18 protein-coding genes and 1 pseudogene are annotated in these 24680 nt (G+C 64.4%); 13 read left to right on the forward strand and 6 right to left on the reverse strand.

Going from position 1 to position 24680, the window contains the following annotated elements; translation table 11 throughout:
* The first annotated feature begins 5 nt into the window (after positions 1-5).
* From DKB74_RS00595 to DKB74_RS00625, 8 genes are all read left to right on the forward strand, one after another.
* On the forward strand, positions 6-1178 hold the full coding sequence (locus tag DKB74_RS00595; RefSeq protein ID WP_109806193.1) for a thiolase family protein: 1173 nt from the start codon (positions 6-8) through the stop codon (positions 1176-1178).
* A gap of 3 nt (positions 1179-1181) precedes the next feature.
* On the forward strand, positions 1182-1583 hold the full coding sequence (locus DKB74_RS00600; protein ID WP_109806194.1) for a Zn-ribbon domain-containing OB-fold protein: 402 nt from the start codon (positions 1182-1184) through the stop codon (positions 1581-1583).
* A gap of 130 nt (positions 1584-1713) precedes the next feature.
* Positions 1714-2676, forward strand: coding sequence for a phytanoyl-CoA dioxygenase family protein (locus DKB74_RS00605; protein WP_109806195.1), 963 nt, complete (start codon positions 1714-1716; stop codon positions 2674-2676).
* 34 nt (positions 2677-2710) lie between these two features.
* The gene (locus DKB74_RS18750) at positions 2711-3616 is read left to right on the forward strand and encodes a hypothetical protein (protein WP_161956756.1); all 906 of its coding nucleotides are present in this window, start codon (positions 2711-2713) and stop codon (positions 3614-3616) included.
* Positions 3617-3618: 2 nt separating this feature from the next.
* Complete coding sequence (locus DKB74_RS00610) at positions 3619-4482, forward strand: SDR family NAD(P)-dependent oxidoreductase (protein ID WP_161956757.1); 864 nt, start codon at positions 3619-3621, stop codon at positions 4480-4482.
* Complete coding sequence (locus DKB74_RS00615; protein WP_161956758.1) at positions 4479-5486, forward strand: alpha-hydroxy acid oxidase; 1008 nt, start codon at positions 4479-4481, stop codon at positions 5484-5486. Before DKB74_RS00610 ends, DKB74_RS00615 begins: the two co-directional genes overlap by 4 nt.
* Before the next feature lie 100 nt (positions 5487-5586).
* A complete protein-coding gene (locus DKB74_RS00620; protein WP_205007828.1) occupies positions 5587-7122 on the forward strand; it encodes an aldehyde dehydrogenase family protein in 1536 nt (511 codons plus the stop codon).
* Positions 7119-7643 (forward strand): nuclear transport factor 2 family protein, encoded by a 525-nt coding sequence (locus DKB74_RS00625; RefSeq protein ID WP_109806197.1) that lies wholly within the window; start codon positions 7119-7121, stop codon positions 7641-7643. Before DKB74_RS00620 ends, DKB74_RS00625 begins: the two co-directional genes overlap by 4 nt.
* Positions 7644-7773: 130 nt before the next feature.
* Here the strand turns inward: DKB74_RS00625 and DKB74_RS00630 are convergent, their stop codons facing one another.
* Complete coding sequence (locus DKB74_RS00630) at positions 7774-9426, reverse strand: MFS transporter (RefSeq protein ID WP_161956759.1); 1653 nt, start codon at positions 9424-9426, stop codon at positions 7774-7776.
* Between the two features lie 157 nt (positions 9427-9583).
* Between DKB74_RS00630 and DKB74_RS00635 the strand changes: the two genes are divergently transcribed.
* From DKB74_RS00635 to DKB74_RS00650, 4 genes and pseudogenes are all read left to right on the forward strand, one after another.
* Positions 9584-10750 carry an acyl-CoA dehydrogenase family protein gene (locus DKB74_RS00635; protein WP_420822387.1) on the forward strand — a complete coding sequence of 389 codons (1167 nt, stop codon included), beginning with the start codon at positions 9584-9586 and terminating at the stop codon, positions 10748-10750.
* Positions 10751-10786: 36 nt separating this feature from the next.
* Positions 10787-11629 (forward strand): HTD2 family dehydratase, encoded by an 843-nt coding sequence (locus DKB74_RS00640; RefSeq protein WP_109806200.1) that lies wholly within the window; start codon positions 10787-10789, stop codon positions 11627-11629.
* Entirely contained in the window at positions 11626-12477 is an 852-nt protein-coding gene (locus DKB74_RS00645; protein ID WP_109806201.1) for an HpcH/HpaI aldolase/citrate lyase family protein, read from the forward strand. The genes DKB74_RS00640 and DKB74_RS00645 overlap by 4 nt, the downstream gene beginning before the upstream one ends.
* A gap of 408 nt (positions 12478-12885) precedes the next feature.
* Positions 12886-13237, forward strand: a pseudogene (locus DKB74_RS00650) (magnesium chelatase subunit ChlI family protein); the annotation flags it as partial.
* 205 nt (positions 13238-13442) lie between these two features.
* Here the strand turns inward: DKB74_RS00650 and nagE are convergent.
* The 5 genes from nagE to DKB74_RS00675 all read right to left on the reverse strand — a co-directional run bounded on the left by nagE (position 13443) and on the right by DKB74_RS00675 (position 21178).
* Positions 13443-15161, reverse strand: a complete 1719-nt coding sequence (gene nagE / locus DKB74_RS00655) for an N-acetylglucosamine-specific PTS transporter subunit IIBC (protein WP_193504333.1) — start codon at positions 15159-15161, stop codon at positions 13443-13445.
* Entirely contained in the window at positions 15158-17677 is a 2520-nt protein-coding gene (gene ptsP / locus DKB74_RS00660) for a phosphoenolpyruvate--protein phosphotransferase (protein WP_109806202.1), read from the reverse strand. Before ptsP ends, nagE begins: the two co-directional genes overlap by 4 nt.
* A gap of 22 nt (positions 17678-17699) precedes the next feature.
* Positions 17700-18872, reverse strand: coding sequence for an N-acetylglucosamine-6-phosphate deacetylase (nagA, locus tag DKB74_RS00665; protein ID WP_109806203.1), 1173 nt, complete (start codon positions 18870-18872; stop codon positions 17700-17702).
* Entirely contained in the window at positions 18869-19924 is a 1056-nt protein-coding gene (locus tag DKB74_RS00670; RefSeq protein WP_338062874.1) for an SIS domain-containing protein, read from the reverse strand. Before DKB74_RS00670 ends, nagA begins: the two co-directional genes overlap by 4 nt.
* Positions 19925-20026: 102 nt before the next feature.
* A complete protein-coding gene (locus tag DKB74_RS00675) occupies positions 20027-21178 on the reverse strand; it encodes an acyltransferase family protein (protein WP_109806205.1) in 1152 nt (383 codons plus the stop codon).
* 226 nt (positions 21179-21404) lie between these two features.
* Here DKB74_RS00675 and DKB74_RS00680 point away from each other — a divergent pair, with 226 nt between their 5' ends.
* Entirely contained in the window at positions 21405-24638 is a 3234-nt protein-coding gene (locus DKB74_RS00680; RefSeq protein WP_109806206.1) for a TonB-dependent receptor, read from the forward strand.
* The last annotated feature ends 42 nt before the right edge of the window (positions 24639-24680 follow it).

Below are 24680 nucleotides of genomic sequence, written 5' to 3' on the forward strand. Positions count from 1 at the left end.
AGGCAATGGCGTTTCTGGACGGCAGGACAGCGATAGCGGGAGTCGGCGCCAGCAGATTCGAGCGGCGGCCACAGGCATCGGTGCTGCAATTCGCGGCGACCGCGCTCGACACCGCGCTGGCCGATGCCGGTCTGGAACGCGGGCAGGTCGACGGGCTGATTTCGCAAGTCGGTTCGCCGCGCGGGCTCGATTACGATACGATCGCCGAGACGCTGGGTCTGACGCCGCGTTACTGCAGCCAGACCTGGGCGCATGGGCGCTTTGCCGCGACCGTGCTGATCGAAGCGGCGATGGCGATCCATGCCGGGCTGGCGACGCGGGTCGCGTGCATCATGGCGATGAAGAATTCCGACATCGGCCGGATCGGCGAAGCGAACAATCCCTTCTTTCACGAGCAATTCCGCGAAAATGGCGGGCCGCATGGCGAGCAGGGGCATATCGGCATGGCGTCGCCGATCGCAGGCGCGGCGATGGCGTTCGACTTATATTGCCGGCGCTATGCCAAGGATCCTGACCTGCTGGCGGCGATCCCGCTGACGCTGCGCGCGCATGCGCGGCTGACCGACGACGCAGTGATGCACAAGCCGATGTCGCGTGAGGATTATTTCGCCGCGCCCTACATGATCGAGCCGCTCCGCCTGTTCGATTGTTCCCCGGTGGGGGACGGCGCGGTGTGCGCGATCGTGACGGCGCGCAACGACCGGGCGGGGGAAGTGGCGATAACCGGCGCGCAGGGGCTGCGGGCGGGGCGCGACACGTTCATCTTCGCGCCGGTCGGGCTGGGCTTTGGCCAGCAATCGACGACGCGGCTCACGCCCGAGCAGGTGCGCGGGCAGCATGTCTATGCGAGCGCGGGCGTGGCGCCCGAAGCGATCGACGTGCTCGGCGCGTATGATTCCTTTGCGCCGCTGCCGCTCTATGTGCTCGAGGATTTCGGATTTTGCGGGGCCGGCGAGGCGCTCGATTTCGTGCAGGACGGGCGCATCGGGCTGAACGGGGCGATACCGATGAATACCAGCGGCGGGCAGCTGTCGCAGGCACAGATGAACGGCTGGGGCCAGATCCGCGAGCTGGTACAGCAGCTGCGCGGGCAATGCGGCGCGCGGCAGGTTCGCGGTGCGAAACGGGCGCTGTGGGCAACCGCCGGCGGCGACGCGCTGATCCTGGAGGCGAACTGACCGATGACCGAATCGGTGGCGGCGATCGACAACGACCTGTGGCGGCCGTTCTGGCAGGCGGCGGAGGAGCGGCGGCTGGTGCTGCCCTTTTGCTGTGTCGGCGACCGCGCCTTCTGGCCGCCGAGCCCGATCAGCCCCTATGCGGGGGGCTGTGAAGTCGAATGGCGGGAAGTGGCGCGGCGCGGGCGGCTGGTTTCGCGAATCGTGACGCGGCGCGGGTTTCAGCAGGCGTTCGGCGACTTGCTGCCCTATGCGATCGGGCTGGTCGAACTGGCCGGAGACGTGCGGCTCTGCGCGCATCTGAGCGATCCTGAAGCGGCTGCGCCGGACGATATCGTCGGGCTGGAATTCCGGGTGCTGGTCGATGGCGGACAGTCGGTTCTGACGATCGTCGCGAGCGACTGAGACAGCCGCCGGGGCGGATTGTTCGATATCGCGATTTTCCGGACCGGTTGGCCATATCCTGTCACACGCGGTGGCGCGGGGGTGTAGAAGCGAGCGTGAACACAGCTGCGCGGCGAGGAGTGAAGCGAAGATGACATTGGATGCATCACGGGATCTGCTCGAGATGAAGCCGCTTGCCGTGGCCAATGATACGGTCGGCGAGCCGGAGGCGATGCTGCGCCGGATGGAAGCGGACGGCTATCTGTTCTTTCGCGACGTGCTGGATCAGGGCGCGGTGGCGCGGCTGCGGCAGCATTTTCTCGATGTGCTGGTCGATTGGGGTTATGTCGACAAGGGCAGCGAGCTTCCGGTCTGGAACGGCAAGGATCTGGAAGGCTTTCCGGTCAAGATCGAGCCGCTGCACGATGACCGGGTGTGGGAGGAGTTCGTGGGCGACCCCGCGGTCGATGCGTTCTTCACCCGGTTGCTCGGCGAGCCGCCCTTCTGGCTGGAAATCACCGAATACAGGATCACGCCGCCGGCCAAGGCGATGCCCGAGGATCCGTTTATCGGGCGGCATCAGGACGCATTCTACAACATGGGCATGGAGTGCTTCACCTGCTGGATTCCGCTGATCGAGATCGACGAGCGCGCAGGCGGGCTGGCGGTGCTGCCGGGGCTGCACAAGGGCGATTTTTTCCACGACCGCAACGATCCGCCGCAATATCGGATTCCGCCCGGCGCGCTGCCCGACAACTGGCATCGCAGCGTCTATCATCCCGGCGATATGGTGATGTTCGACAAGATGACGCCGCATAGCGGCCTGCCCAATACGTCGAACCTGTTCCGGCTTTCGATGGACATCCGCGTCGCGCCGATCGGCGGCGACCTGCCCGTGATCGGCGTCATCGAGACGTTCGACGAGGACCGTATCGTCGTGCGTGACCAGAACGGGCAGTCGCGCCAGCTGACGATCGATGCCGATACCTATTGCCGCTGGACCGCCGGCAAGCGCCTGTCGGTCAACGAGCTGCGCACGATGCTGAAGGTCGGGGACCGTGTTCTCGCTTCGGTGTCCGAAGACCGCGCCATTTCGCTGCGGCCGCCGCGCTGAGCGGGCCCCAAGCAAGCCAATTGGAAGGAAAATAATGTCGGAAATCGCCGAGGCCGAGCTTCGCAAGATCAGCGGCGGGTTCAATCCCGACAAGGGCAACTGGTTTCATCGCGGGCTCGACCTGTCGCGCCCCACCGAGATCACACCGGAAGAGATCGCTGCTTTCAAGGGGCATTATGGCAGCCAGTTCGGCGTGCCGATGAGCGGCCTCGACTGGTGGCTCGACCAGAGTCCCGAAGTGCTCAAACGCTACCGGCTTTATTGCAGCCTCACTCTGCGCGTCGAGCCGGCGGTGATGGGCGGCGGCACGCTCGCCTTCTACATGCTCATGGGATATGTGAAGGGCACGCGCTATGTGATGCATTCCTTCCTGAATGACGGGCTGAGCAAGGCGCAGGCGATGGAAATGATCGCCATCGCCTTCGTCCATGCCGGGCCGCGCGGCATGGAAACGATTGCCGAGGCGATGCAGGATCTGGAATTCCCCGAAGTGCCGGAACCGGCAGCGCGCTTTCCCAAAGGCTGGGCGCCCGATATCGACGCCTTCCGATCGGGCATCGATTATTCGACGGTCGACCTGACCGCGGAGGAAAAGGCCAGCCTGTACGACTGGTATCTGCGGACCATCGGCGAAATCCCGCCCTATGTCCGTTTCATGGCGGAGCATCGTCCGCGCCTGCTCAAGACGCATCGCTCGCGCATCGAAAACATGCTCTATGTCCTGCCCAAGCAGGTATGGCCGACGGCGATGCTCTATTATCATGTGATGAGCCGCACCGCCGAAGGCATTCGCGAAAACGTCCTGTTGTGCAAGGCATGGGGCGTTTCCAAGTCGGATACGCTGGACGTCGTCGGCAACGCACTGGTCTATGGCCAGGTGGAAGCCGCGACGATGGTGCAGAACGAAGCCGGCGATATTTTCGACGGCTGGCAGGACTGAACATGGCGGATCCGATCGCAAGCAATTCGGGCACCAGCCTGTCGGACAAGGTTGCGATCGTCACCGGTGGTGGCCGCAGCGAAGGCAGGGTGGCGAGCATCGGCGAGGCGGTGTGCCGCGTGCTGGCGCAGCGCGGGGTGCAGGTCGCGGTCGTCGATATCGACGCGGCAGCGGCTGGCGGGACCGTGGAGAGTATCGCGGCGGAAGGCGGTCGCGCGCTGGCAATCCGGGCCGATCTTCGCGACGAAGCCGGTTGCTCGGCCGCCGTCGCCGAAACGACGGAGCGTCTGGGCCGGGTCGATATTCTGGTCAACAATGTCGGGCTTGGTTCGGGCGGCGCGGTTTGCGAGATCGACGAGACCGATTTCGACAAGGCAGTCGCGCTGAACCTCAAGACCGCGACGTTCATGGCGAAAGCGGCGATTCCGCAGATCGTGCGCAGCGGCGGCGGCGCGATCGTCAATCTTTCCACGACCGCCGTCGAATATCCCACGCGCAGCCTGTCCTACAGCGCCACCAAGGCGGCGGTCGAAGCTCTGACGCAGCATATCGCCTTTCAGCACGGGCCCGACGGAATCCGGTGCAACACGATCCGTCCTGGTGAAGTATGGACCGCGATGGTCGATCGCCATTGCGCGACCGAAGCGGATGCGGAAAAGCGCCGCGCGGCGCGCGCGCAACGGGTGGTTCTGCCCTATGACGGCGATGCATGGGACATCGCGCATGCCGTCGCTTTTCTTGCCAGTCCCGAAGCGCGCTGGATCACCGGCCAGACGCTGTCGGTCGATGGCGGCGCGCGGCTGATCCGGCCCAATCCCGACTGGCAGGTCGACCATGCCTATTGGAGGGCGCCAAAACGCGGATGACCTATGTTTCCGACATTCGGGAACAGGCGCGACAGGCGATGGACCCCGCCATCTGGAACTATCTGGAGCGCGGCGCGGGCGAAGGCCACACGCGATCGGCGGCTTCGGCGGCGTGGCAACGAATCGCATTGCGCCCGAGAATCCTGCGCGGCGTGGCGAGCGTCCATACGCGGACCCATGCGCTGGGCCGCGCGATTTCGATGCCGGTGCTGACCGCGCCGACCGGCCGCGCGACTCGTTTTTGCCCCGAAGGCGAACTGGCCGTCGCGCAAGCGGTCCGCGCGACAGGAAGCGCGGCTATCCTGCCCAGTTCGATGGCGCCGAGCTTCGCCGCGTTGCGCGCGCGCGAACCCGATGCGATCCTGTGGCAACAGCTTTATCCGATCGCGGATCGCGCCCGTGCCCGCGACTTGCTTGCCGGACTTCGGCAAGCCGGCTGTTCGGCGGTGGTGCTGACCGTCGACCTGCTGCCCGAAGGGGGGGCGACGTTGCCGCCGCTCGCGCCCGCGGAATGGGAAGTCGCTGCGGCGCCCGCCGGTCCGTCGATGTTCGTAGCGGCAACGCTGGACGATCTCGCCTGGTTGTGCGCGGAAGCGGGGATGCCGGTCGCGGTGAAGGGCGTGCTGCATCCCGGCGACGCAGCCGAATGCATCGCTGCCGGCGCTTCGGCGCTGATCGTTTCGAACCATGGCGGCAACCAGATCGATACCGTGCTTTCCACTGCCGATGCGCTATCCGACATCGTTGCCGCGGCCGCGGGGCGCGAGGTCTATGTCGATGGCGGCATTCGCGATGGCGCGTCGGTGTTCAAGGCCCTGGCGCTCGGCGCGCGCGGCGTGCTGGTCGGGCGCCCGACCGCCTATGCGCTCGCGAGCGGCGGCAGTCATGCTGTGCGCGATCTGTTGCGCTTTTTCGCGGGGGATCTCGAACGCACCATGGCGCTGTGCGGCGCCGCCGATATCACGGCGATAGACCCTGTGATGATTGTCCCAAGGGCCAGTTGATCGCGAACGCGATAAAAGCGCGAGTCACCGATTCGTGCCGACAAATACAGAGGGATCGCAGTGTTAGACGATCCCCGAACCGATCGATCGGAGAAGCCTGATGAACTATCCCAACCCACCCGTTGCCGAATGGCGCATGCTGATCGACGGCGAACTGGTGCCGTCCTCCTCGGGAGCCGTTTTCGAGAATGTGAATCCGGCCACCGAGGAAGTGATCGGCGTTACCGCCGACGGTACGCGCGAAGATTTCGAGCGCGCGATCGCCGCTGCCCGCCGGGCGTTCGACGAAACCGACTGGTCGCGCGATCGCGCCCTGCGCGCACGATGCCTGCGCCAGTTGCGCGAAGGGCTGTTGCGCCATGCCGAGGAAATCCGGCCGTTGCTGGTTTCCGAAGTCGGCACGCCGATCTGGCTGACGCGCGACACGCTGTTCGACTTGCCGGTCGAGAAGCTCGCCCATTATGCCGATCTCGCGGAAAACTATGATTTCGACGATGAACTGCCCGGCGTCGATTTTCGCGGCGTGGTGAGCACGCGCCGCATTCGGTACGAGCCGGTCGGCGTGGTAGCCGGGATCATCCCGTGGAACGGACCCTGGGGTTCGGGTCTGAGCAAGGTCGGCCCTGCGCTGGCATCGGGCAGCACGATCATCCTGAAGCCGTCGCCCGATGCACCGTGGATGGCCACCATATTGGGCAAGATCGCGGCGGAGGAAACCGATCTGCCGCCCGGCGTGCTCAATGTCGTGACGGCCAGGGACAATTATGCCGGCGTCGTGCTGACTACCGATCCGCGCGTCGACATGATCGCCTTTACCGGGTCGGCGCCAAACGGTCGCAAGGTGGCGGAATCCGCCGCCGCGTCGCTCAAGCGGATGATGCTGGAACTTGGTGGGAAATCGGCCTGGGTGGTGCTGCCCAGCGCGGACGTCGCCGAACAGGCCGCACTGGCGGCGAAGACGATCTGCGCCAATGCCGGACAGGGCTGTGTCGCGCGCAGCCGCCTGTTGCTGCCGCGAGACCGTTATGAAGAGGGGATCGCTGCCGCCAAGGCGTCGATGGATGCGATCACTGTCGGCGATCCGCTTATCCCCGAAAATTTCATGGGCCCGCTCAATTCCAAGCACCATCGCGAGCGGGTGCTGGGCTATGTCCGCAAGGCGCTGGACGACGGCAACCGGCTGGTGCGCGGGGGCAAGGTGCCCGAGGGCCTGGAAACCGGCTGCTATATCGAACCCACGCTGTTCGCCGATGTGAAGCCAAACGACACAATCGCACAGGAAGAGATTTTCGGGCCAGTTCTCGCCGTCATTCCCTATGACACCGAGGAAGAGGCGCTCGAGATCGCCAACAACTCGATCTACGGGCTTTCCGCGCAAGTCGCGGCGGCGACCAATGAGGAAGCCTATGCGTTTGCCAGCCGCCTGCGCACCGGCACCGTCAGCATCAACAACGGCACGTGGATGCATATGGACGTGCCGTTCGGCGGCTTCAAACAGAGCGGTATCGGACGGCAATATGGCCGGCAGGGCTTCGAGGCCTATCTCGAAGTGAAGGTGCTGGGCATGCCGTCGGGCGAGAAATCGCAGTCGCTCGCCTGGGGCGAAGTCGAGAAGAAAGAGGCCGCAGCGACATGAGCCGCGAAAGCGAGCCCGGCGACGTCGCGGCGCGGCTGCGCCGGCTGGAAGATATCGAGGCGATCCGGCGGCTGCTGCACGATATCGCGCGGGGCACCGATCGCTTCGACGGCGAATTGCTCGCGCGCTGCATCCGTGCCGATGCGACGCTGGACATGGGTGGCGCAAAGACGATGACCGGTGCCGACTTCGCGCAGGCGCTCAAGCCCCCGGCTGCGCCGCGGCCCGGCCGGATGCACATCGTCGGCAACGAACGGATCGATGTCGACGGCGATGGCGCGCGGAGCGAAAGCTATATCCTTTCGTGTCAGGACGTTCTGGTCGATGGCGTGCGAAAGACCCGGTTCCGGGCCGGACGCTACCTCGACGGCTTTACGCGCGAAGCAGGCGCGTGGAAGCTGACGAGCCGGATGCTGGTCGACGAATGGAGCCGGGTCGACGAAGTGACCGAAGCGATTGCGCCGGGCAGGCATGTCGGCATGCCGGCGCCGCAAGACCCCAGCTGCAGGCTCGACGCCTAGGCCTCGATTGAGTTTCGCTGAATCGGTACGGCGCGGGCTCGCTCCCCCGCCCACCTCCCAGGACATTATCCTGAATTGGAGGCGGGGCGGGGAGCGGGCCGGTGCCGCTTCCACCTCAGTGGCTCAAACCCTAAATCGACGGTCCGCCGAGTTCGGCGGCGATCGGTGGCGTCGTGTTCCGCCGCTGCAGCATCCTTCTGGCGATCACATTCCCGTCGTGGAGCGCAGTGACGCGCGCGCTGACTTCGCGGTCTGCGAGCGTGTGCCGGGTCTGTCGGCGCAGATGCTCGAGCCAGGTCAGCGTCTGGAAGCGTTCGAGCCAGCACGTGGGATCGTCGACGTCCTGACTGAGGCTCCAGTGATAGGCGCCATCGCGGCGCCGGATGCGGCCGAGCGCGTTCATCGCGTCGACAAAGGCGTGAAAATTCTCCGGCTGCACGCGATATTCGATCAGCACCACGATCGGGCCTTCGTTCGGGCCGATCGGGGCGTTGAGATCATCGCCGGGACGGGCACGGGCGGGCGTCAGATCCTGTTCCTCCTGCTGTTCGAGCGGCGCCACCAAGGCGAGCAACAAACTCGACAGCATCGCGCCGCCGGCGAGGAAAAAGGCAGTGGCGATTCCCAACCGGTCCGAGGTGAAGCCCCACACCCAGCTGCCCAGCGCCATGCCGGCAAAGACCGACACCTGATTAAGCGAGAGCGCGCGACCGACCACCCAGCGCGGCGTGATGAACTGCACGCTGACGCCCAGGCCGGTGAGCGAGACTACCCAGGCGGCGCCTGAGAACGCCATCATCAGGATCGAGAGGAAGAGGTTGGTCGAAAAGCCAAGGCCGATCAGCGCGGCGGCGAAGGCGATGCTGCAGAGCCGGACCATCGCTTCGCGCGAAAAGGGCAGGTGCGAGCGCGAGAGTGCGCCCAGGATCGCGCCGGCGCCGAAGCCGCCGAGCAGGATGCCATAGGTCGTCGGGCCGCCGCCAAGCGCGGCGCGGGCGTGTACCGCCGGTAGCGCCCAGGCGGCGCTTCCGCACAGGCCGAAGGCGCTGGCGCGGACATAGATTGCGAGCAGCGCTGGCGACCAGCAGGCATAGCGCAGCCCGGCCGATATGGCGCGCAGCATGCTTTCGGGCGGCAGTTCCTGAACCGGCGCGCGTTTTCGCCACGTGAGCAGGGTCAGGGTGACGGCGAGATACGAAACGGCGTTGACCGCAAACGCACTGGCGGCGCCGGCGAACGAGATGAGGATGCCCCCGGCGGCGGGCCCGAGGCTGCGCGCGACGTTGAAGCCGACGGCGTTGAGATTGGCGGCGGGCTCGATCAGTCGGCGCGGCACCAGATCCTGCAGCGACGCCTGCCAGGAAGGGTTGTTGAGCGCCGTGCCGCAGCCGATCAGGAATGTCGCCGCGAGCAGCACGACGGGCGTTGCGCCCGACGTTGCCGAAAGCCATGCCAGCGCCGCCGCGACCACCAGCATGAGCAGCTGTGCGCCGAGCATGATGTGGCGGCGGTCGCGAATGTCCGCCAGCGCACCGGCGGGAAGCAGCACCAGCATCATCGGCAGCGAGGCGCATGTCTGGACAAGGCCGATCATCTGCGGATCGTTGGTAAGCGTCGCCATCGTCCAGGTCGCGGCGACCGTCTGAATCATCGCTCCGAAATTGGAGCCCATATTGGCGAGCCAGAAACGGCGATACTGGACGATGCCCAGCGGTCGCAGCGAATCTTCGTCCGTGCTTTCGGTCGCGTTGCTGGTTGCAGTGTCGGTCCGCGGTGGCTTCACATCGCTGCGATTGCGGAAGTCGCGGCAGCCCCGAAAGCGGTTGCGACGGAGCGGCGCGCAATGTTCGGATAGGCGATGAAAGCCAGCGTTGGTGCGGGCGGCGCGTGATCGCGACAGCAAGGAATGATGGTAGAGGCAGTCGCACCAGAGCAGGAGATTGTTGTTGAACGGCGCCGAAGAATCCTTTCCGGAAATCCGCGAGGCGGTACGGCGGTTGTGCGCCGATTTCCCGGGCGAATATTGGCAGAAGCTGGATCGCGAGCGGGCCTATCCGACCGAGTTCGTCAAGGCGCTGACCGAAGGCGGGTTCCTGTCGGTCCTGATCCCGGAAGAATATGGCGGATCGGGACTGGGGCTCGAGGCAGCGGTCGCGGTGCTTGAGGAAGTGCATCGTTCGGGCTGCAACGGCGGTGCGTGCCATGCGCAGATGTACACGATGGGCACTGTGCTCAAATATGGGTCGGAAGCGCAGAAACAGGCCTATCTTCCCAAGGTGGCGTCGGGCGAATTGCGGCTGCAGGCATTCGGCGTGACCGAGCCGACGGCGGGTACCGACACGACGCGCATCCGCACCTTCGCCAGGCGGCAGGGCGACAAATATGTCGTCAACGGCCAGAAGATCTGGATCAGCCGCGCCGAGCATAGCGACCTGATGGTGCTGCTGTGCCGGACGACGCCGCGCGAGGCGTGCGCCAAATCATCGGACGGGATGAGCGTCCTGCTGGTCGACATGCGTGAGGCAGTGGGCAACGGGCTGACGATCCGGCCGATCCGCACGATGCTGAACCACGCGACGACGGAACTGTTCTTCGACGATCTGGAAGTGCCCGCCGAGAACCTGATCGGTGAGGAAGGCAAGGGCTTCCGTTACATCCTGTCGGGGATGAACGCCGAACGCATCCTGATCGCATCGGAATGTATCGGCGACGGACGGTTCTTCATCGATCGGGCAGCCGCCTATGCGCGCGACCGTTCGGTGTTCGGTCGGCCGATCGGCGAGAATCAAGGCGTCCAGTTCCCGATCGCGCGTGCCTATGTCCAGCTCTCGGCAGCAGCGGAAATGGTCTATAAATCGGCGCGGATGTTCGACGAAGGACATTTGGGGGGCACCGAAGCCAATATGGCGAAGATGCTGGCATCCGAAGCGAGCTGGTATGCCGCCGACATGTGCGTGCAGACGCATGGCGGGTTCGGTTTTGCCGAGGAATATGACATCGAGCGCAAATTCCGCGAGACGCGGCTCTACCAGGTGGCGCCGATCAGCACCAACCTGATCCTCAGCCACGTCGCCACGCATGTCCTCGACCTGCCCAAGAGCTTCTGAACGGGGCGTGCGGAAAGCACATTGCAAGGAATTCGGATGACCGATCCCCAGTCTTTCATCGGGCGCAGCGAAGTTCAGAAGGACCGAGCGGAGAGCGACCGCTTCGCGCGGCTCGCCGCGACGCTGGACCATGTTTCGCCGCCGTGGCGACCGGGCGTGATGCCGCCGCTCGGACACTGGCTCTGCTTCCTTCCCGATGCGTTGCAATCGGCGATCGGCGAGGACGGCCATCCTGTCCGGACCGGCACGGGGCTGCTCCCCAATGTCGATCTGCCGCGCCGGATGTGGGCGGGAAGCCGTGTGCGCTTTCTGGCCGATGTGCCGCTCGATTCGGACATCGTGCGTACCTCGACGGTTACTGCGGCGACCCCCAAGGAGGGGCGGTCGGGGAAGATGCTGTTCGTCACGGTTCGCCATGAAATCGCAGTCGCCGGCGGCGATACCGCGATCATCGAGGATCAGGACATCGTCTATCGGGAAGCGCAACCCGCCGGCATTGTCGTCGAGCGTCGTGCCGCCGATCCGGGGCAGGACGATCCCTGTATCCGCACCATCATGCCCGACCCGGTGCTGTTGTTTCGCTATTCCGCGCTTACCTTCAACGGGCATCGCATTCACTACGACCGCGAATATGCACGGATGCAGGAAGGCTATCCCGGACTGGTGGTGCACGGCCCGCTGCTCGCCACGCTGATGCTCGACCATCTGCTGCGCGAACTGGGTGGCTCCGTCCGGTCGTTCGATTATCGGGCATCGGCGCCAACATTCGACGGCGAGGAGGTTCGCCTTGGCTTTCGCCGCGACGGTGAGCGGGCGGAGCTGCGTGTCCTCAATCCGGCGGGCGTGGCGATGACCGGAACCGCCGAGCTGGCGTCGTGAATCCGAGCTGGCGCTCGCTGCTGTTCGTTGCTGCGGACGACCGGGCAAGGCTGGCGAAGATCGCCGGCCGGGGCGCGGACGCCGTGATCCTCGACCTCGAGGATGCCGTACCGCCCGACCGCAAGGACGCGGCGCGGGAAGGACTGCCCGAGGTGGTCGAGGCGCTTGCCGGTCAGTGTCCGCTGGTGGTGCGCGTCAACGGGTCCTGGCTGGAGATGATCGCCGACCTGGCCGTCGCGACATGTTCGGGCGTGGCGGCGATCATGATTCCCAAGGTCGAGGACAGCATGCGGCTGCGCGCCGTGTCAGAGATCGTCACCGAGCTGTCGGAGAAGGCCGGGCTGGTCGCGCCGGCGGGACTGATCGCGCTGGTGGAGAGCCCGGCAGGCATTGCCGAAGCCGATACCATCGCTGCCGTTCCCGGCGTGATCGGGCTGGCGCTGGGGACCGAGGATTTTTCGCTGGCGCTGGGGGTGCCGCCCACTCCCGCCGCGCTGGAGCTGCCATGCCGCGAACTGGCGCTGGCCGCCGCGCGCCACGGGCGCATGGCGCTGGGCCTGCCGGTCTCGATCGCCACGATCGACGATGAAGCCGCATGGGGAGCGGCGGTGGGGCAGGCGCGGGCAATCGGAATGACCGGGGCATTGTGCATCCACCCCCGGCAGGCAGGAGTCGCGAATAAAGGCTTCGCGCCCACCGCCGCCGAAGTGGACAATGCCCGGCGAGTACTTGATGCCTGGGCCGAAGCGCAGGGTGCGGGAGTCATCCGACTGGACGGCAGGATGATCGACCGCCCGGTAATGCTGGCGGCGCAGCGGATCGTTGACCGCGTCATCCGCCAACCATGAGCTAAAGCTGAAGCTGGTTGCACCCGTCCGGCGCCTGGTTCGCCCCTGAGGCCTTGATCGGTGGCGTGGCGTCGATCGACAGAGATGCGGTTGGTGCATCGCTCGCTATGCGATTCTCGGCAGTCTGGGACACGAAACCAAGTCGGAACGCGATAGACCGGCATCGGATGGATCGGCTCAGTTTTGCGGGCATTCGCCTGATAATTTTGCTTCCCAACTCTTCCCTAGCAGAAACCTCTCGCACCTACACTTAGAAGCTGGTGTTGGGGTGCGTGATCCACGCTCCCAGCTTCCAAAGAGGTTCCCATCCGCACCGAGAAGAGAAGCGGCATGCTTGATTGAAAGGTCGCGGCGATTCGCTCTGCGCGCAACTGTTCCCGAAGCGTGGCAGAAGTGCTTCAATTTGGAGAAGAAGCGCCGGTGACGGCGGCCGATCTGGTGCTGCCGCCGCCCGCCGAAGGGTCGGTGGAAGTCGCGGCGCGGGTCGCGGCGGCGCGAGCAGTGCAGGGCGAGCGGCTGGCCGGGGACAATGCGCGGCCCAATGCCGAGCTGGAGGGCGCCCCACTCGAACACTTCGCGACGCCGATGAAGCCGGTCGCCAGTTGCTGGCACAGGCGGTCGACGCGATGCGGATGTCGGCGCGCGGCTATACCCGCGTGTGCGCGCCGCCCGGACGATCGCCGATCTGGGCGGCAACGACGGCGCGCGCATCCACGTCGCCGAAGCGCTCAGCTATCGCCGCCAGCCGCCACGGGCTTGAACGCGTTCCGATCTGCCAAATTCTCGATTTGAGCAGCGCGGTCGCGATTGACGTGACCCTCCTTCATACTTGGAAGTTTCCGGCTCAAAACGGCCCAAGATTTGGGCCGCAGTCAGTGAATCTGAGTGCCAAGCGCAAGCGATTCCGGTCAGCGCCGGCATGGATCGACATCATCCCGTTTGGGAATCCGCCAGCGCGACTCGTTTCAGGAGGCGCTTTCCACGCTTTTAAGGACCGCCTCTGGAACCAGAATATGTGCGATATGGTCATCGACGATGGCAAGTCCGCGTGCGCCTGCCGATTCCAGCGCATTGCGCGCGATACCGCCGGTGGTGGTCAGGTCGAGGCGAAGGCGCCCGTGCATCGCCTGTACGCTGCGCACCGCGTCCCTGCCGCCTATTGCGGCGACCAGTTCGGGCGGCAGCCGGTCAACATCCACCGGCGAAGATGTCGGCCGTTCCGACGTTGCAACGACCGTCGGGCCGTCGTTGCGTAGCGCGGCGCGAATTTCCATCGCGACAGCGTCGGCGATCGGGCCGAGGATGACCTGCGTTGCATGCGCCGAAGGTTTGAGAATGCCGCGCGCGCCAAGCGCTCTCAATCGCGGCTCGTCCATCTTGCTCTGGTCGGCGATCATCAATCGCAGTCTGGTGGTGCACGCATCGACACTGTCGACATTTTCCGAGCCGCCCAGCGCCTTCAGAAAATCGGCGCCGCGCCCTTCCGAAGGCGCATCGTCGGCCACCATGTCGGCCTCCTCCTCGCGCCCCGGTGTGGCGAGGCCGAACCGTCGGATCGTTACACGGAACAGACCGTAGTAAATGGCGAAATAGGCCAGCCCGACCGGGATCAGCAGCAACGGGCGCGTCGATTTCCCGAAGTTGAGCAGATAGTCGAACAGGCCGGCCGAAAAGCCGAACCCCAGATGCACGCCGAGTGCGGGCATCAGCGCCATCGAGATACCGGTCAGCACTGCGTGGATTGCGTACAAGGCGGGCGCCAGGAAAATGAAGGTGAATTCGATCGGTTCGGTCACACCCGTGAGGAACGATGTAACGGCAAGGCTGAGCAACAGGCCCGCTACAGCCTTTCGCCGATCGGTACGTGCCTCCTGATACATGGCAAGGCACGCGCCGGGCAGGCCGAACATCATGATCGGGAAATAGCCCGACATGAAGTTGCCCGCGGTCGGATCACCGGCGAAGAAGCGCCGCAGATCGCCGGTGGTCCCGTGATAATCGCCGACCACGAACCAGGCCACATTGTTGAGGATGTGGTGGAGCCCGGTGACGAGCAGAAGCCGGTTGAGCACGCCGTAGATGAACAGGCCGACTCCGCCCGCCTCAACGATCATCGTACTCAGAACATTGATGCCGCTATCGATCGCGCCATAGCTTACGCCCAGCACAACGCCGAACACCAGCCCGGCAAATCCGCTGATGATGGGCACCAGCCGCCGTCCCCCGAAAAACGCCAGATAATCGGGCAGGTTAACCGTGGAAAAGCGGTTGTAGAACAATCCGCCCGTCAGGCCGGAGACAATGCCGATCGGTACGTCGATCTTGGCCAGCGCGGTGCGGCGAAAGGCATCGGTCGCGGTGGCGATGGCGTCGCCGCTGAAACCGACCAGCGCGTCCGGCGGCACCTTCACGAAACCCGCCGCGACATTGTCGATGATCAGGAAGCACACGACCCCGGCAAGGCAGGCGGCGCCGTTGCCATCCCTGGCAAAGCCCGTCGCGACGCCGACCGCGAACAGCAGCCCGAGATGCGAGAAGACCGCATCGCCCGCCGCGCTGAGGAACGCGATATTCAGCAGATCGGGCTGGCCGAGGCGCAGCAGCAGCCCGGCAACCGGCAGCACCGCGATCGGCAGCATCAGCGCGCGGCCGAGCGGCTGCAGCTTTTCGATCATGCGTTTCATGGGGCCATCTCCGACAGGAAGGTTCGGGCGAGCGCACGCACCTCTGCGGCACTGGCGAGCGACAGGGCATGCGTCGCATGGGCGCGGCATGCGTCGATCGAGAGGCGACGGACGATCGCCTTCGCCTCAGGCACGAAACGTGGCGTCACTGACAATTCGGTAACGCCGAGCCCCAGCAGGATGGGGATGGCGGCGGCGTCCGATGCCGCACCGCCGCACACGCCCACCTGCCGTTCGGGACGGGTCGCGGCGCCTTCGCACGTCGCCGCGATCATCCGCAGCACCGCCGGGTGAAGCGCATCGACCTGATCGGCCACCGCCTGATTCCCCCGGTCCATCGCCAGCACATATTGGGTCAGGTCATTGGTGCCGATCGACAGGAAATCGGCCTCGACAGCCAGCAGATCGGCAGTTGCGGCGGCAGCCGGGGTTTCGATCATCACGCCGACCGCCGGTGGTTGTGCCAGCCCGAGTTCGCCGGCAATGCGGCGAACGATTTCGCGCACCGCGCGCAATTCGGCGACCGAAGCGACCATCGGCACCATGATCCGGCATTGACCGGCAGGCTGGGTGCGCAGGATCGCGCGAATCTGCGTTTCCAGCAGGTCGGGGCGATCGAGCCCGACGCGAATGCCGCGCAGCCCCAGCGCCGGGTTTTCCTCGGGCGCGATCGGCACATAGCGTGCGGGCTTGTCGCCGCCGATGTCGAGCAGCCGGATGATGATCGGCCGATCCGACAGCGCCTGTGCGATCGCCTGATATTGCGCGGCCTGTTCGTTCTCGTCCGGCGCATGATCGCGATCGAGGAACAGGAATTCGGTGCGTAGCAGCCCCGAACCTTCGGCGCCGCAATCGGCTGCCAGCTTCGCGTCGGCTACCGACGCCAGATTGGCGAAAATCTCGATCCGCGCTCCATCGGCGCTGTGGCATGGCTGCTGCGCGGCGGCCAGCGCTTCTGCGCGGTCACGGTCACGCCGGGCGACCCGAACGGCATAGTCATTGCGGGTCACGGTATCGGGATCGACCACCAGACGCCCGGCATCCGCGTCGAGGATCAGCGGCGTATCGTCGGCAATGCCGGCCAGCGCCTCTCCCATCGCGACCAGCGCGGGCATTCCCATGCTGGCAGCTAGGATGGCAAGGTGCGAGGTCGGTCCGCCCTGTTCGAGGCAGATGCCGGCGACGCTGTCGACATCGAGCCCGATCAGTTGCGAGGGCAGGAGGTCGCGCGCGATCAGAATCGTTCCAGCGGGCAGCGTCGGGGTCGCCGCGGCTTCGCCGGTGATTTCCGCGAGCACCTGGCGCTCGATATCGAGCAGGTCGTCGATGCGTTCGGCGAGGCGCCGATCGCCGGTGGCTTTCAGAACGTCCGCCTGGGCGCGGATCGCTGCCCGCCAGGCGAAGCCGGCGCTTCGGCCGGCATCGATGTCGCGCTGCGCGGCCGCACGCAAATCCTCATCGTCAAGAAATGCGAGATGCGCGGCCATGATCGCACTGCGCACGGTGTCGTGATCGTCGGAGATCCGACCGATTTGCCCACCTACGCTCGCAATCGCATCGTCCAGGGCGGCCGCCTCGCGCGCGGGGTTCTCGCCATCGCGCGGCACTTCGATCTCGGCGACGGTCATTCGCGCGGCATGCCCGATGGCAATGCCGGGCGAGGCGGTCACGCCGGCGAGCTGGCCGGTCGGCAGATTCTGTTGCCGCGCCTGTGGGTCGGGCGCGGGAGGCGCCGCAGCGGGAGGGGCGTCCTCGACGGTTTCGCCCATGCCGCCGGTGATCAACGCGGCAAGTGCTTCGATCGCCTGCGCCGCATCGTCACCGGTCGCTTCGATGGTGACCTCGGCATCTTTCTTCGCATCCAGCGAGAGCAGGGCGACGGCGCTGCGCGCGTTGGCACGCCTGTCGCCGAGGACCAGTGTCACCTCCGCACGGAAAGCGCGAACGCATGCACCGATGCGCGCCGCCGGACGGGCGTGGATGCCGTGGACCATCGGGATCGAAACCATACGCGACAGCCGGGTGCCGTCCTCACTCGTCCACACCTGCCGATCAACCTCGATCGGTTCGAGCGTCATAAGCGCCTCACCCGCGCCGACGGGCTGGTTGAGCGTCCGCTGGACGATGCGGAAAGCATCGCCGTTGGTGACGATTACGGGGGTGATGAGGCTCGTGGCACGCTGTGCAACCTGGTCGAGGTCGAAATCGATCAGCGGGTCGCCATGCGACACGCGGTCGCCCACCGCGACGTGCGGGGTGAAGCCGTTGCCGGCCAGTTTCACGGTCTCCAGGCCGATATGAACGAGGATCTCCGCGCCGTCGTCGCTGCGTATCGTCAGGGCATGACCGGCGCTGTGCAGCGTCACAATCACGCCATCGAAAGGCGCGTGGAGCGTTCCGGCAACGGGGTGGATTGCGACCCCGTCGCCCAGCATGCACTCCGAAAAAACCGGATCGGGGACTTCTGACAGCGGCGCGGCCCAGCCCCGCAACGGAGAACAAACCTTGATCGTCATGCCGGCGCCCTCTTGATATCTCTTATTCGGCTGCGATGCCGGGCCTGTCGATGTCGGTGAATTCGGCGGACGTCCCGGCGATCCACGTACCGCGCGGCTGCATGTCGGCGCTCAGCCAGGTCCAGTCGGCGCGTTGACCTTCGGCGATCGTGCCGTATCGCTCCGACAGTCCGAGGAAGCGGGCGGCGTTGCCTGCGCTCATCGGCGCGACCGCATCCGGGCGCATGCCGGTGATCGCCACCGTGTTGCGGAATGCCGTCGCCATATCGAGATTGGAGCCGGCGAGCGTGCCATCGGCGTAGAAGCAGGAACCGTCGCGGATATGGATCGCCTTGCCTTGCAGGTCGAACGATCGGTTCGACGTGCCGATGCTCGACATCGCATCGGTGACGAGCATGATCCGGTCGGCGCCCTTTGCGGCGATCGCGATGCGTACCGCGGCGGGGTGGACATGGACCCGATCGACAATCAGCCCCGCCCAGACGCGATGGTCGTCGAGTGCCGCACCAACGACGCCGGGTGCGCGATGGGCCAGCGGCGACATCGCATTGTACAGATGGGTGACGCCTATCGCGCCCGCGTCCATCGCAGCCTGCGCCTGCTCATAGGCCGCGTCGCTATGGCCGATACTGACGATCACGCCATGCGCCACCAGCGCGCGCACTGCGTCGAGATCGCATTTTTCGGGCGCCAGGGTGACGATCACCTTGCCCGCGCGCGGGCGCGTCAGAAGGTCGATCGCTTCCTGGTCGATCTTGCGGATACGACGCGCCTCGTGAATGCCGCGCCGCTCGACGTTGATGAAAGGCCCCTCGACATGGATGCCGACAAGCCCCGGCACGCCCGCAGCGATCGCGGCGTCGACCGCGTCGAGCGCGGCGGCGATCCGATCCGGCTCGTCGCTGATAAGCGTGGGCATGAATGCCGTGGTGCCGAACCGGCGGTGCGCCCTGCCGATCGTCGCGATCGCCTCCACCGACATGGCGTCGTTGAACAGCACGCCCCCGCCGCCATTGACCTGTGTGTCGATAAAGCCCGGCAGCAGCCAGCCGCCATCAAGATCGACCGCGCCGGCGGCGTCATCGCCAAGCGGCGCGATCGAACGGATCAACCCGTCGTCGCCGACATCGATGGCGCCACCGTTCAGCACGCCCGTTGGCGTGACGACATGGCCGTTGGCGAAACGTTCGATCATCGGGTCTTGGTCACCTTGGCGAGAAAGGGTGGGTTATCGGGATCCAGGCCGCGCGCAAGGGCAGCCTGGTTGGCCAGCCGATAAAAGGCCTGGATGGCCAGGATGGGTTCGATCGCGGGATGCGCGCGGATTGCCGGGAGCGTGCCGTTGCCATCGACATCGGCGAGCTGCACTGCCGCACCGCGCGCGGCGAACAGCGCTGCGGTTTCGCGCACATCGTCGCCGCTGAGGCCGCTGCCGGCAAAGGCGAATACCGGAAACCCGTCCTGGACCAGTGCCATCGGGCCGTGTTTGACTTCGGCCGAACTGAATGCTTCGGCATGGATAGCGGCGGTTTCCTGAAGCTTCAGCGCCATTTCGCGCGCGATGCCGAGGCCATAGCCGCGACCGATGACGAACAGATTGGACGCATCGGCCAGCAACGGCAGGGCGGGCGACCAATCGAGTTCGAATGCCCGATGCAGCAGTGTCGGCAACTGGCGTACACCATCCGCAAGATCGGCATCTTCGGTCCATGCCGCGACGATGGCGGCAACGGCGGCCAGCGAGGTGATGAAGGATTTGGTCGCGGCGACCGACTGCTCGATGCCGGCTTCGAGCGTAAGCGTTTCGTCGGCAATGTCGGCCAGCGGCGATCCGGGCTGATTGACCAGGGCAACGACATAGGCGCCAGCGCTGCGCTGCGCCTCGACAGTCGCCAACAGATCGGGACTGCGGCCCGATTGCGAAATCGCCAGGCACAGCGACGCCGAAGAGACCGGCGTGGTCCGATAGAGCGAGGCCATCGACAATGCCGCCGATGCGGTCGGCACGCCGGCCAGCGATTCGAACAGATATTTGGCGAAGGTCCCGGCATGGCCGGACGAGCCGCGGCCACAGGTAACGGCGAGAACGGGACGAAGCGACTGCAACCGCCCGGCGATCCGCGCGATCGCCGCTCCGTTGGCATCCAGGAGGCGTCCGACGGCGTCGCCCGATTCATGGGCCTCCGCGAACATCAGGGTGCTGTTACCGCGCACCGCATCACTGACCGCCTCGTCAAGGGTCCCCACACGCATCTCCCACGCTCTCCATCACGACCTGTCACGCACTCGACCGGGCCGAAGCATCAAAACATCATAGATTGGTTATGTCAAATATGAAACGGCGTCACTTCAGACTTTGAAGATCCACCCGCGCCGCAGGAAATAGTCCATGCATATCCAGAGGAACCCAATATACACAGCCACCGGCAGCAGCGCGGCGAGTCCGGGACCAAGCGCGCCGACGGTCCAGTGATAGGGCAATGTGATCAGTTGCCAGCTGATCATGCCCGACGTCACTTCATGCAGCGTATAGGCGGCGATCGCGTTCGCGCCGAACACCACTGCAAAACGCTTGAGAACGCGCGCTGCGCCGTCGATCGCGCGCGCGTCGCGATTGTCGAGCCATAGATGCAGCAGCCCCAGCGCCAAGGCAGTGATGCCGGTGGTGACCAGCACGAAACTGCTCGACCAGATATCCTTGATGACCGGAAAGCCGAAGCTCCACACGGCGCCGACAGCGATCATCGCGATACCCGCCAACGCCAGCGGCAGCCAGGATTCGCGCTCGCGGTGCCGTGCCAGATATTCGCCGATCGCGACGCCGATCAGCGCCTGCGCAATTGCCGGCAGCGTGCCGAGCAGCCCCTCGGGATCATAGCCCTCAGGCCCCGGCACATAGATATGGTTGCCGGCGCCGAGCAGCAGGCGATCGACCGATCCGACGAAATTTTCCCCCCGCAGCCACAGATTCGTAGGGATACCGTCGAGCGTCGGGATCATCGTGACCGGCCAGTACAGGACGAGCAGCGCGGCCGCGAGGATCAGCCGGGTGCGCGGACTGCATTGCAGGAACAGGATCGCCGCGGCGCCGTAGCACAGCCCGATCCGCTGCAGCACGCCGAACAGGCGCCACGAGCCCGACGAGAAATCGGCAAACCAGTAGATGTTGGAAAGGATGAACCCCAGCAGCAACAGCCGCGCGACGCGCCCGCCGATCTTGCCCAGGTCACCCGGCGCCATGCCGCGGCCGGACCGGTCGATGCCCAGCGCGAGCGGGATCGAAATGCCCATCATCGTCAGAAAGCCGGGAAATACGATGTCGGCAAAGGTAAGGCCGTCCCAGTGCGAATGTAGTACCAGCGGGAAGACCTGGATTTGCTGATCATAATATAGTCCGGCGCTGGCATTCGCGATGACCATTCCAATGATCGTCAGGCCTCGCAGCACGTCCAGCGACTCCAGCCGCCGCGACCTTGCCGATATTGCAGGTTGTTCTGCCATATTATCCCTTTCCTGATCGATGCGGCGTCACTTGTGTCGTGCGCCACCCGCCAACCTTCCAAGTGCGGCAAACTCGCGAGATCCCGCAGATTCGCGCGCTTCTTGGCATGGTCTGCAATTTCTTATGGACATAGGTTATGATATTTGTAGTCTATTGGAAAGCACCAATCTCAGCTGTTTGTTTGTAGGTGGGTGTGTGGGGGCTATATAAAGGGAGGGTTCGCCCATGCGGAACATTGAAATCACCCGGAAATCCCAATTCCTGCTTGGTGCCGGTCTCATCGCGCTGATGGCGGCGACTCCCGCAATGGCGCAGGATACCGGGCAGGATGCACCTGCCTCGTCGACCGATACGAACAGTACGCAGTCGTCAGACGCCACCGATCAGGGGGACGAGATTGTCGTCATCGGCCAGCGTGCGAACCTGGAATCGGCGCAGGAGCGCAAACGCAACGCCGGAACGGTGATGGACTCGATCACCGCGGACGAGATCGGCTCGTTCCCCGACAAATCGGTTGCCGGCGCACTCGCGCGCGTCCCCGGCATCACTGTGTCGCGTTTTTCAGGTAGTGACGACACCTCGCACTTTTCCGCCGAGCCTTCGGGCGTCATCATTCGCGGGTTGCCGCAGGTCCGCTCCGAATTCAACGGCCGCGACACCTTCTCCGCCAATTCGAATCGCGGGCTGAGCTGGCAGGATATCTCGCCGGAACTGCTGGCCGGTGTCGACACCTACAAGAACGAAACTGCCGATATGATCGAGGGCGGCATTGCCGGCACGGTCAACCTGCGGACGCGCCTGCCGTTCGATAGCGAGGGCCGGGTTATTTCGCTCTCTGCCGACCTCAATTATGGCGACCGCGCCAAGAGCGTGACGCCCGAGTTTTCGGCAATTGTGAGCAACCGGTGGCAAACCGGAATCGGTGAGATCGGCGCGCTGGTCGACTTCGCCTATTCGCACGTCAAGACCGGTAGCCAAGGCATCCAATATGATCGAATGGGTGTGTTCCAGGACGTGTTCGGACCGGGCAAGCAATATATCCCGAGCGGCATTTTCATGCGTGAAAATGTCTATGATCGCGTCCGGTACGGAGCCGCAGCTGCGGTCCAGTGGCGTTCCAATGACGGCAAGCTCGAATTGACGGGCCAGTATCTGCGCTCGCAATATAATAACAGCTGGCGCGAGCATGCCATTTGGGATTCGGCGTTCAGCGTCTACGGGCTTGCGTCCGACTATGTCAGTTCCGATCCGAGCGTGGTCGCTCCGCAAACGGGATCGGACCCGTTCGCATTTGACGACCATGGCAATTTCATGGGCGGCAACTGGTCGTCGCCGACGCTGTATCTGGGAGAGACGCCGGGCTCTTCTGCGGCAATCGCCACCAATGCGGCCGGTGAGGCGTTCTTCAACAAATGCTATTCGTGGGAAGGCTGCGACACCCGGCTGGCTCCCCAGCTCGATACGCAAGCCAATGCGCTGCGTAACAAGGAATATACGCAGGACGCATCGCTCAACCTGAAATGGGATCCGACCGACCGGCTCCATTTCCGGTTCGATGCACAGCACGTCAACTCCGAGGTCCATAATTACAACGCGTCGGTCGACATGCGGACCTTCGCGGATACCTATGTCGATGCGACGGGCAAATATCCTACGCTGACGATTTCCCCGGACTCGGCGACGAACATCAACCTGTCGCCCGGCGGCATCACCAATCCGAACAATTATTCCTATTATTCGGTCAGCGACCACACCGAAGACAGCAATGGCCACGAATGGGCGTTCCGCGCCGATGTGGAATATGATGTCGGCGCCACCTGGCTTGAATCGGTCCGTGCGGGTATTCGCTACGCCGATCGTAGCCAGACGGTGCGCTGGGGTGCGTATAACTGGGCGAACATTGCCAATACCTGGAGCAACAACGCATCCTATTACAATGTGGATTCCCCGACCTATCCGTCCGGAAATTATGAAAATTACACATTCTCCAAGGATTTCTTCAACGGAAATCAGATGAGCCAGAACTCATTTGTTTTCTTCAATATGGACAAGCTGGAGAATCTGGATCAGCTCGGGGCGGCGCTGGGCTATCCCTCCACCGGCGTCGGCGAATATTATCCGGTCTGCTCGAACCAGGGCTATCGCGACGGCGAAACGGTGTCGGGCAAGTTCGGCTGCTATCTGCCGAGCGAGGTCCTGCATGTCGACGAAATCACCAAGGCGGCGTACGTCATGGCGAACTTCGGAGGCCCGGATCTGCGCATAGGCGGCGTCGGGATTTCCGGGAATATCGGTGCGCGCTTCGTGTGGACGAAGGATAATACGCAAGGTGCGTATACCTTCCCGAACCCATTCACGGCGGCCGATCTGAATTGCAGTCACGGCACCGGCCCGGATGGGCAGGAGACGCTTACCGCCGGCTGCGTTACGAGCGCCGACGAGATCGCGTTCAGCGACGGCAGCTATGTGTCAAACACCGCGCGCGCGCCGCACTTCAACTTCCTGCCGAGCGTCAATGTCAAATTCGACGTCACCGACAAGTTCGTGGTTCGCATGGCGATGTCGCGCGCAATGTCGCGACCGGACATCGGGCTGTTGCGCAACTATACCACCGTCAACCGGATCAGCCCGATCCTGACGGACTCTTCGAATCCGAACATCATTCGGGATGAGAATGGCGAGATCGTCGGCTATAACTGGCGTTACACCGGCCAGGCGGGCAATCCCTTCCTGAAGCCGATTACCGCCGATCAGTTCGATCTGAGCTTCGAATATTATATGGCGCCCGCGCGCTCGCTGACCTTTGTGGTGTTCCAGAAGAATTTCCATAATTACATCCAGTCGGGCACCTACAACCAGAGCGTGACGAATAACGGCGTGACGCGCACGGTGCTGGTAACGGGTCCGATGAACGGCTCGGGTGCGAAAATCCGCGGTGCCGAAGTCAATTTCCAGACCTTCTTCGATTTCCTGCCCGAACCGCTGAACGGTTTCGGAGTTCAGGCGAACTTCACCTATGTCGACAATAACGGCATCAAGGTAAGCGCGCTGACCAACGAAACCGGGTCCGGCACATCGGGCGGCGGCCTCAGCTACGACGAGACAGCGGTGAAGCCCAATGCGCTGGAAGGCGTGTCCGAATATTCATACAATCTGGTCGGGATGTACGAAAGCGGACGGGTGTCGGTGCGGCTGGCGTATAACTGGCGGTCCGAATATGTCGTCACCGCGATCGATTGCTGCGTGGGCCTGCCAATTTGGCAAAAGGCGGCTGGCTTCCTTGACGGATCGGTCAGATTTCAGATCAGCAAATGGCTCACGCTGAACATCGAAGGCAGCAATCTGCTGGGCACGGATACCGTGTTGCTGCAACAGGTCGACAATGATGGCCTGCTCAAGCCCAACGCCTGGTTCAAGAACGACCGGACCATTCAAGCCGGGATTCAGATGACCTTCTGACCCCGGGCCGGGTGAGACATGGCGGTGGTGATCGGAGGGAGC

Origin of the sequence: Stakelama portus (assembly GCF_003171655.1) — a bacterium.
Taxonomy (GTDB): domain Bacteria; phylum Pseudomonadota; class Alphaproteobacteria; order Sphingomonadales; family Sphingomonadaceae; genus Sphingomonas; species Sphingomonas portus.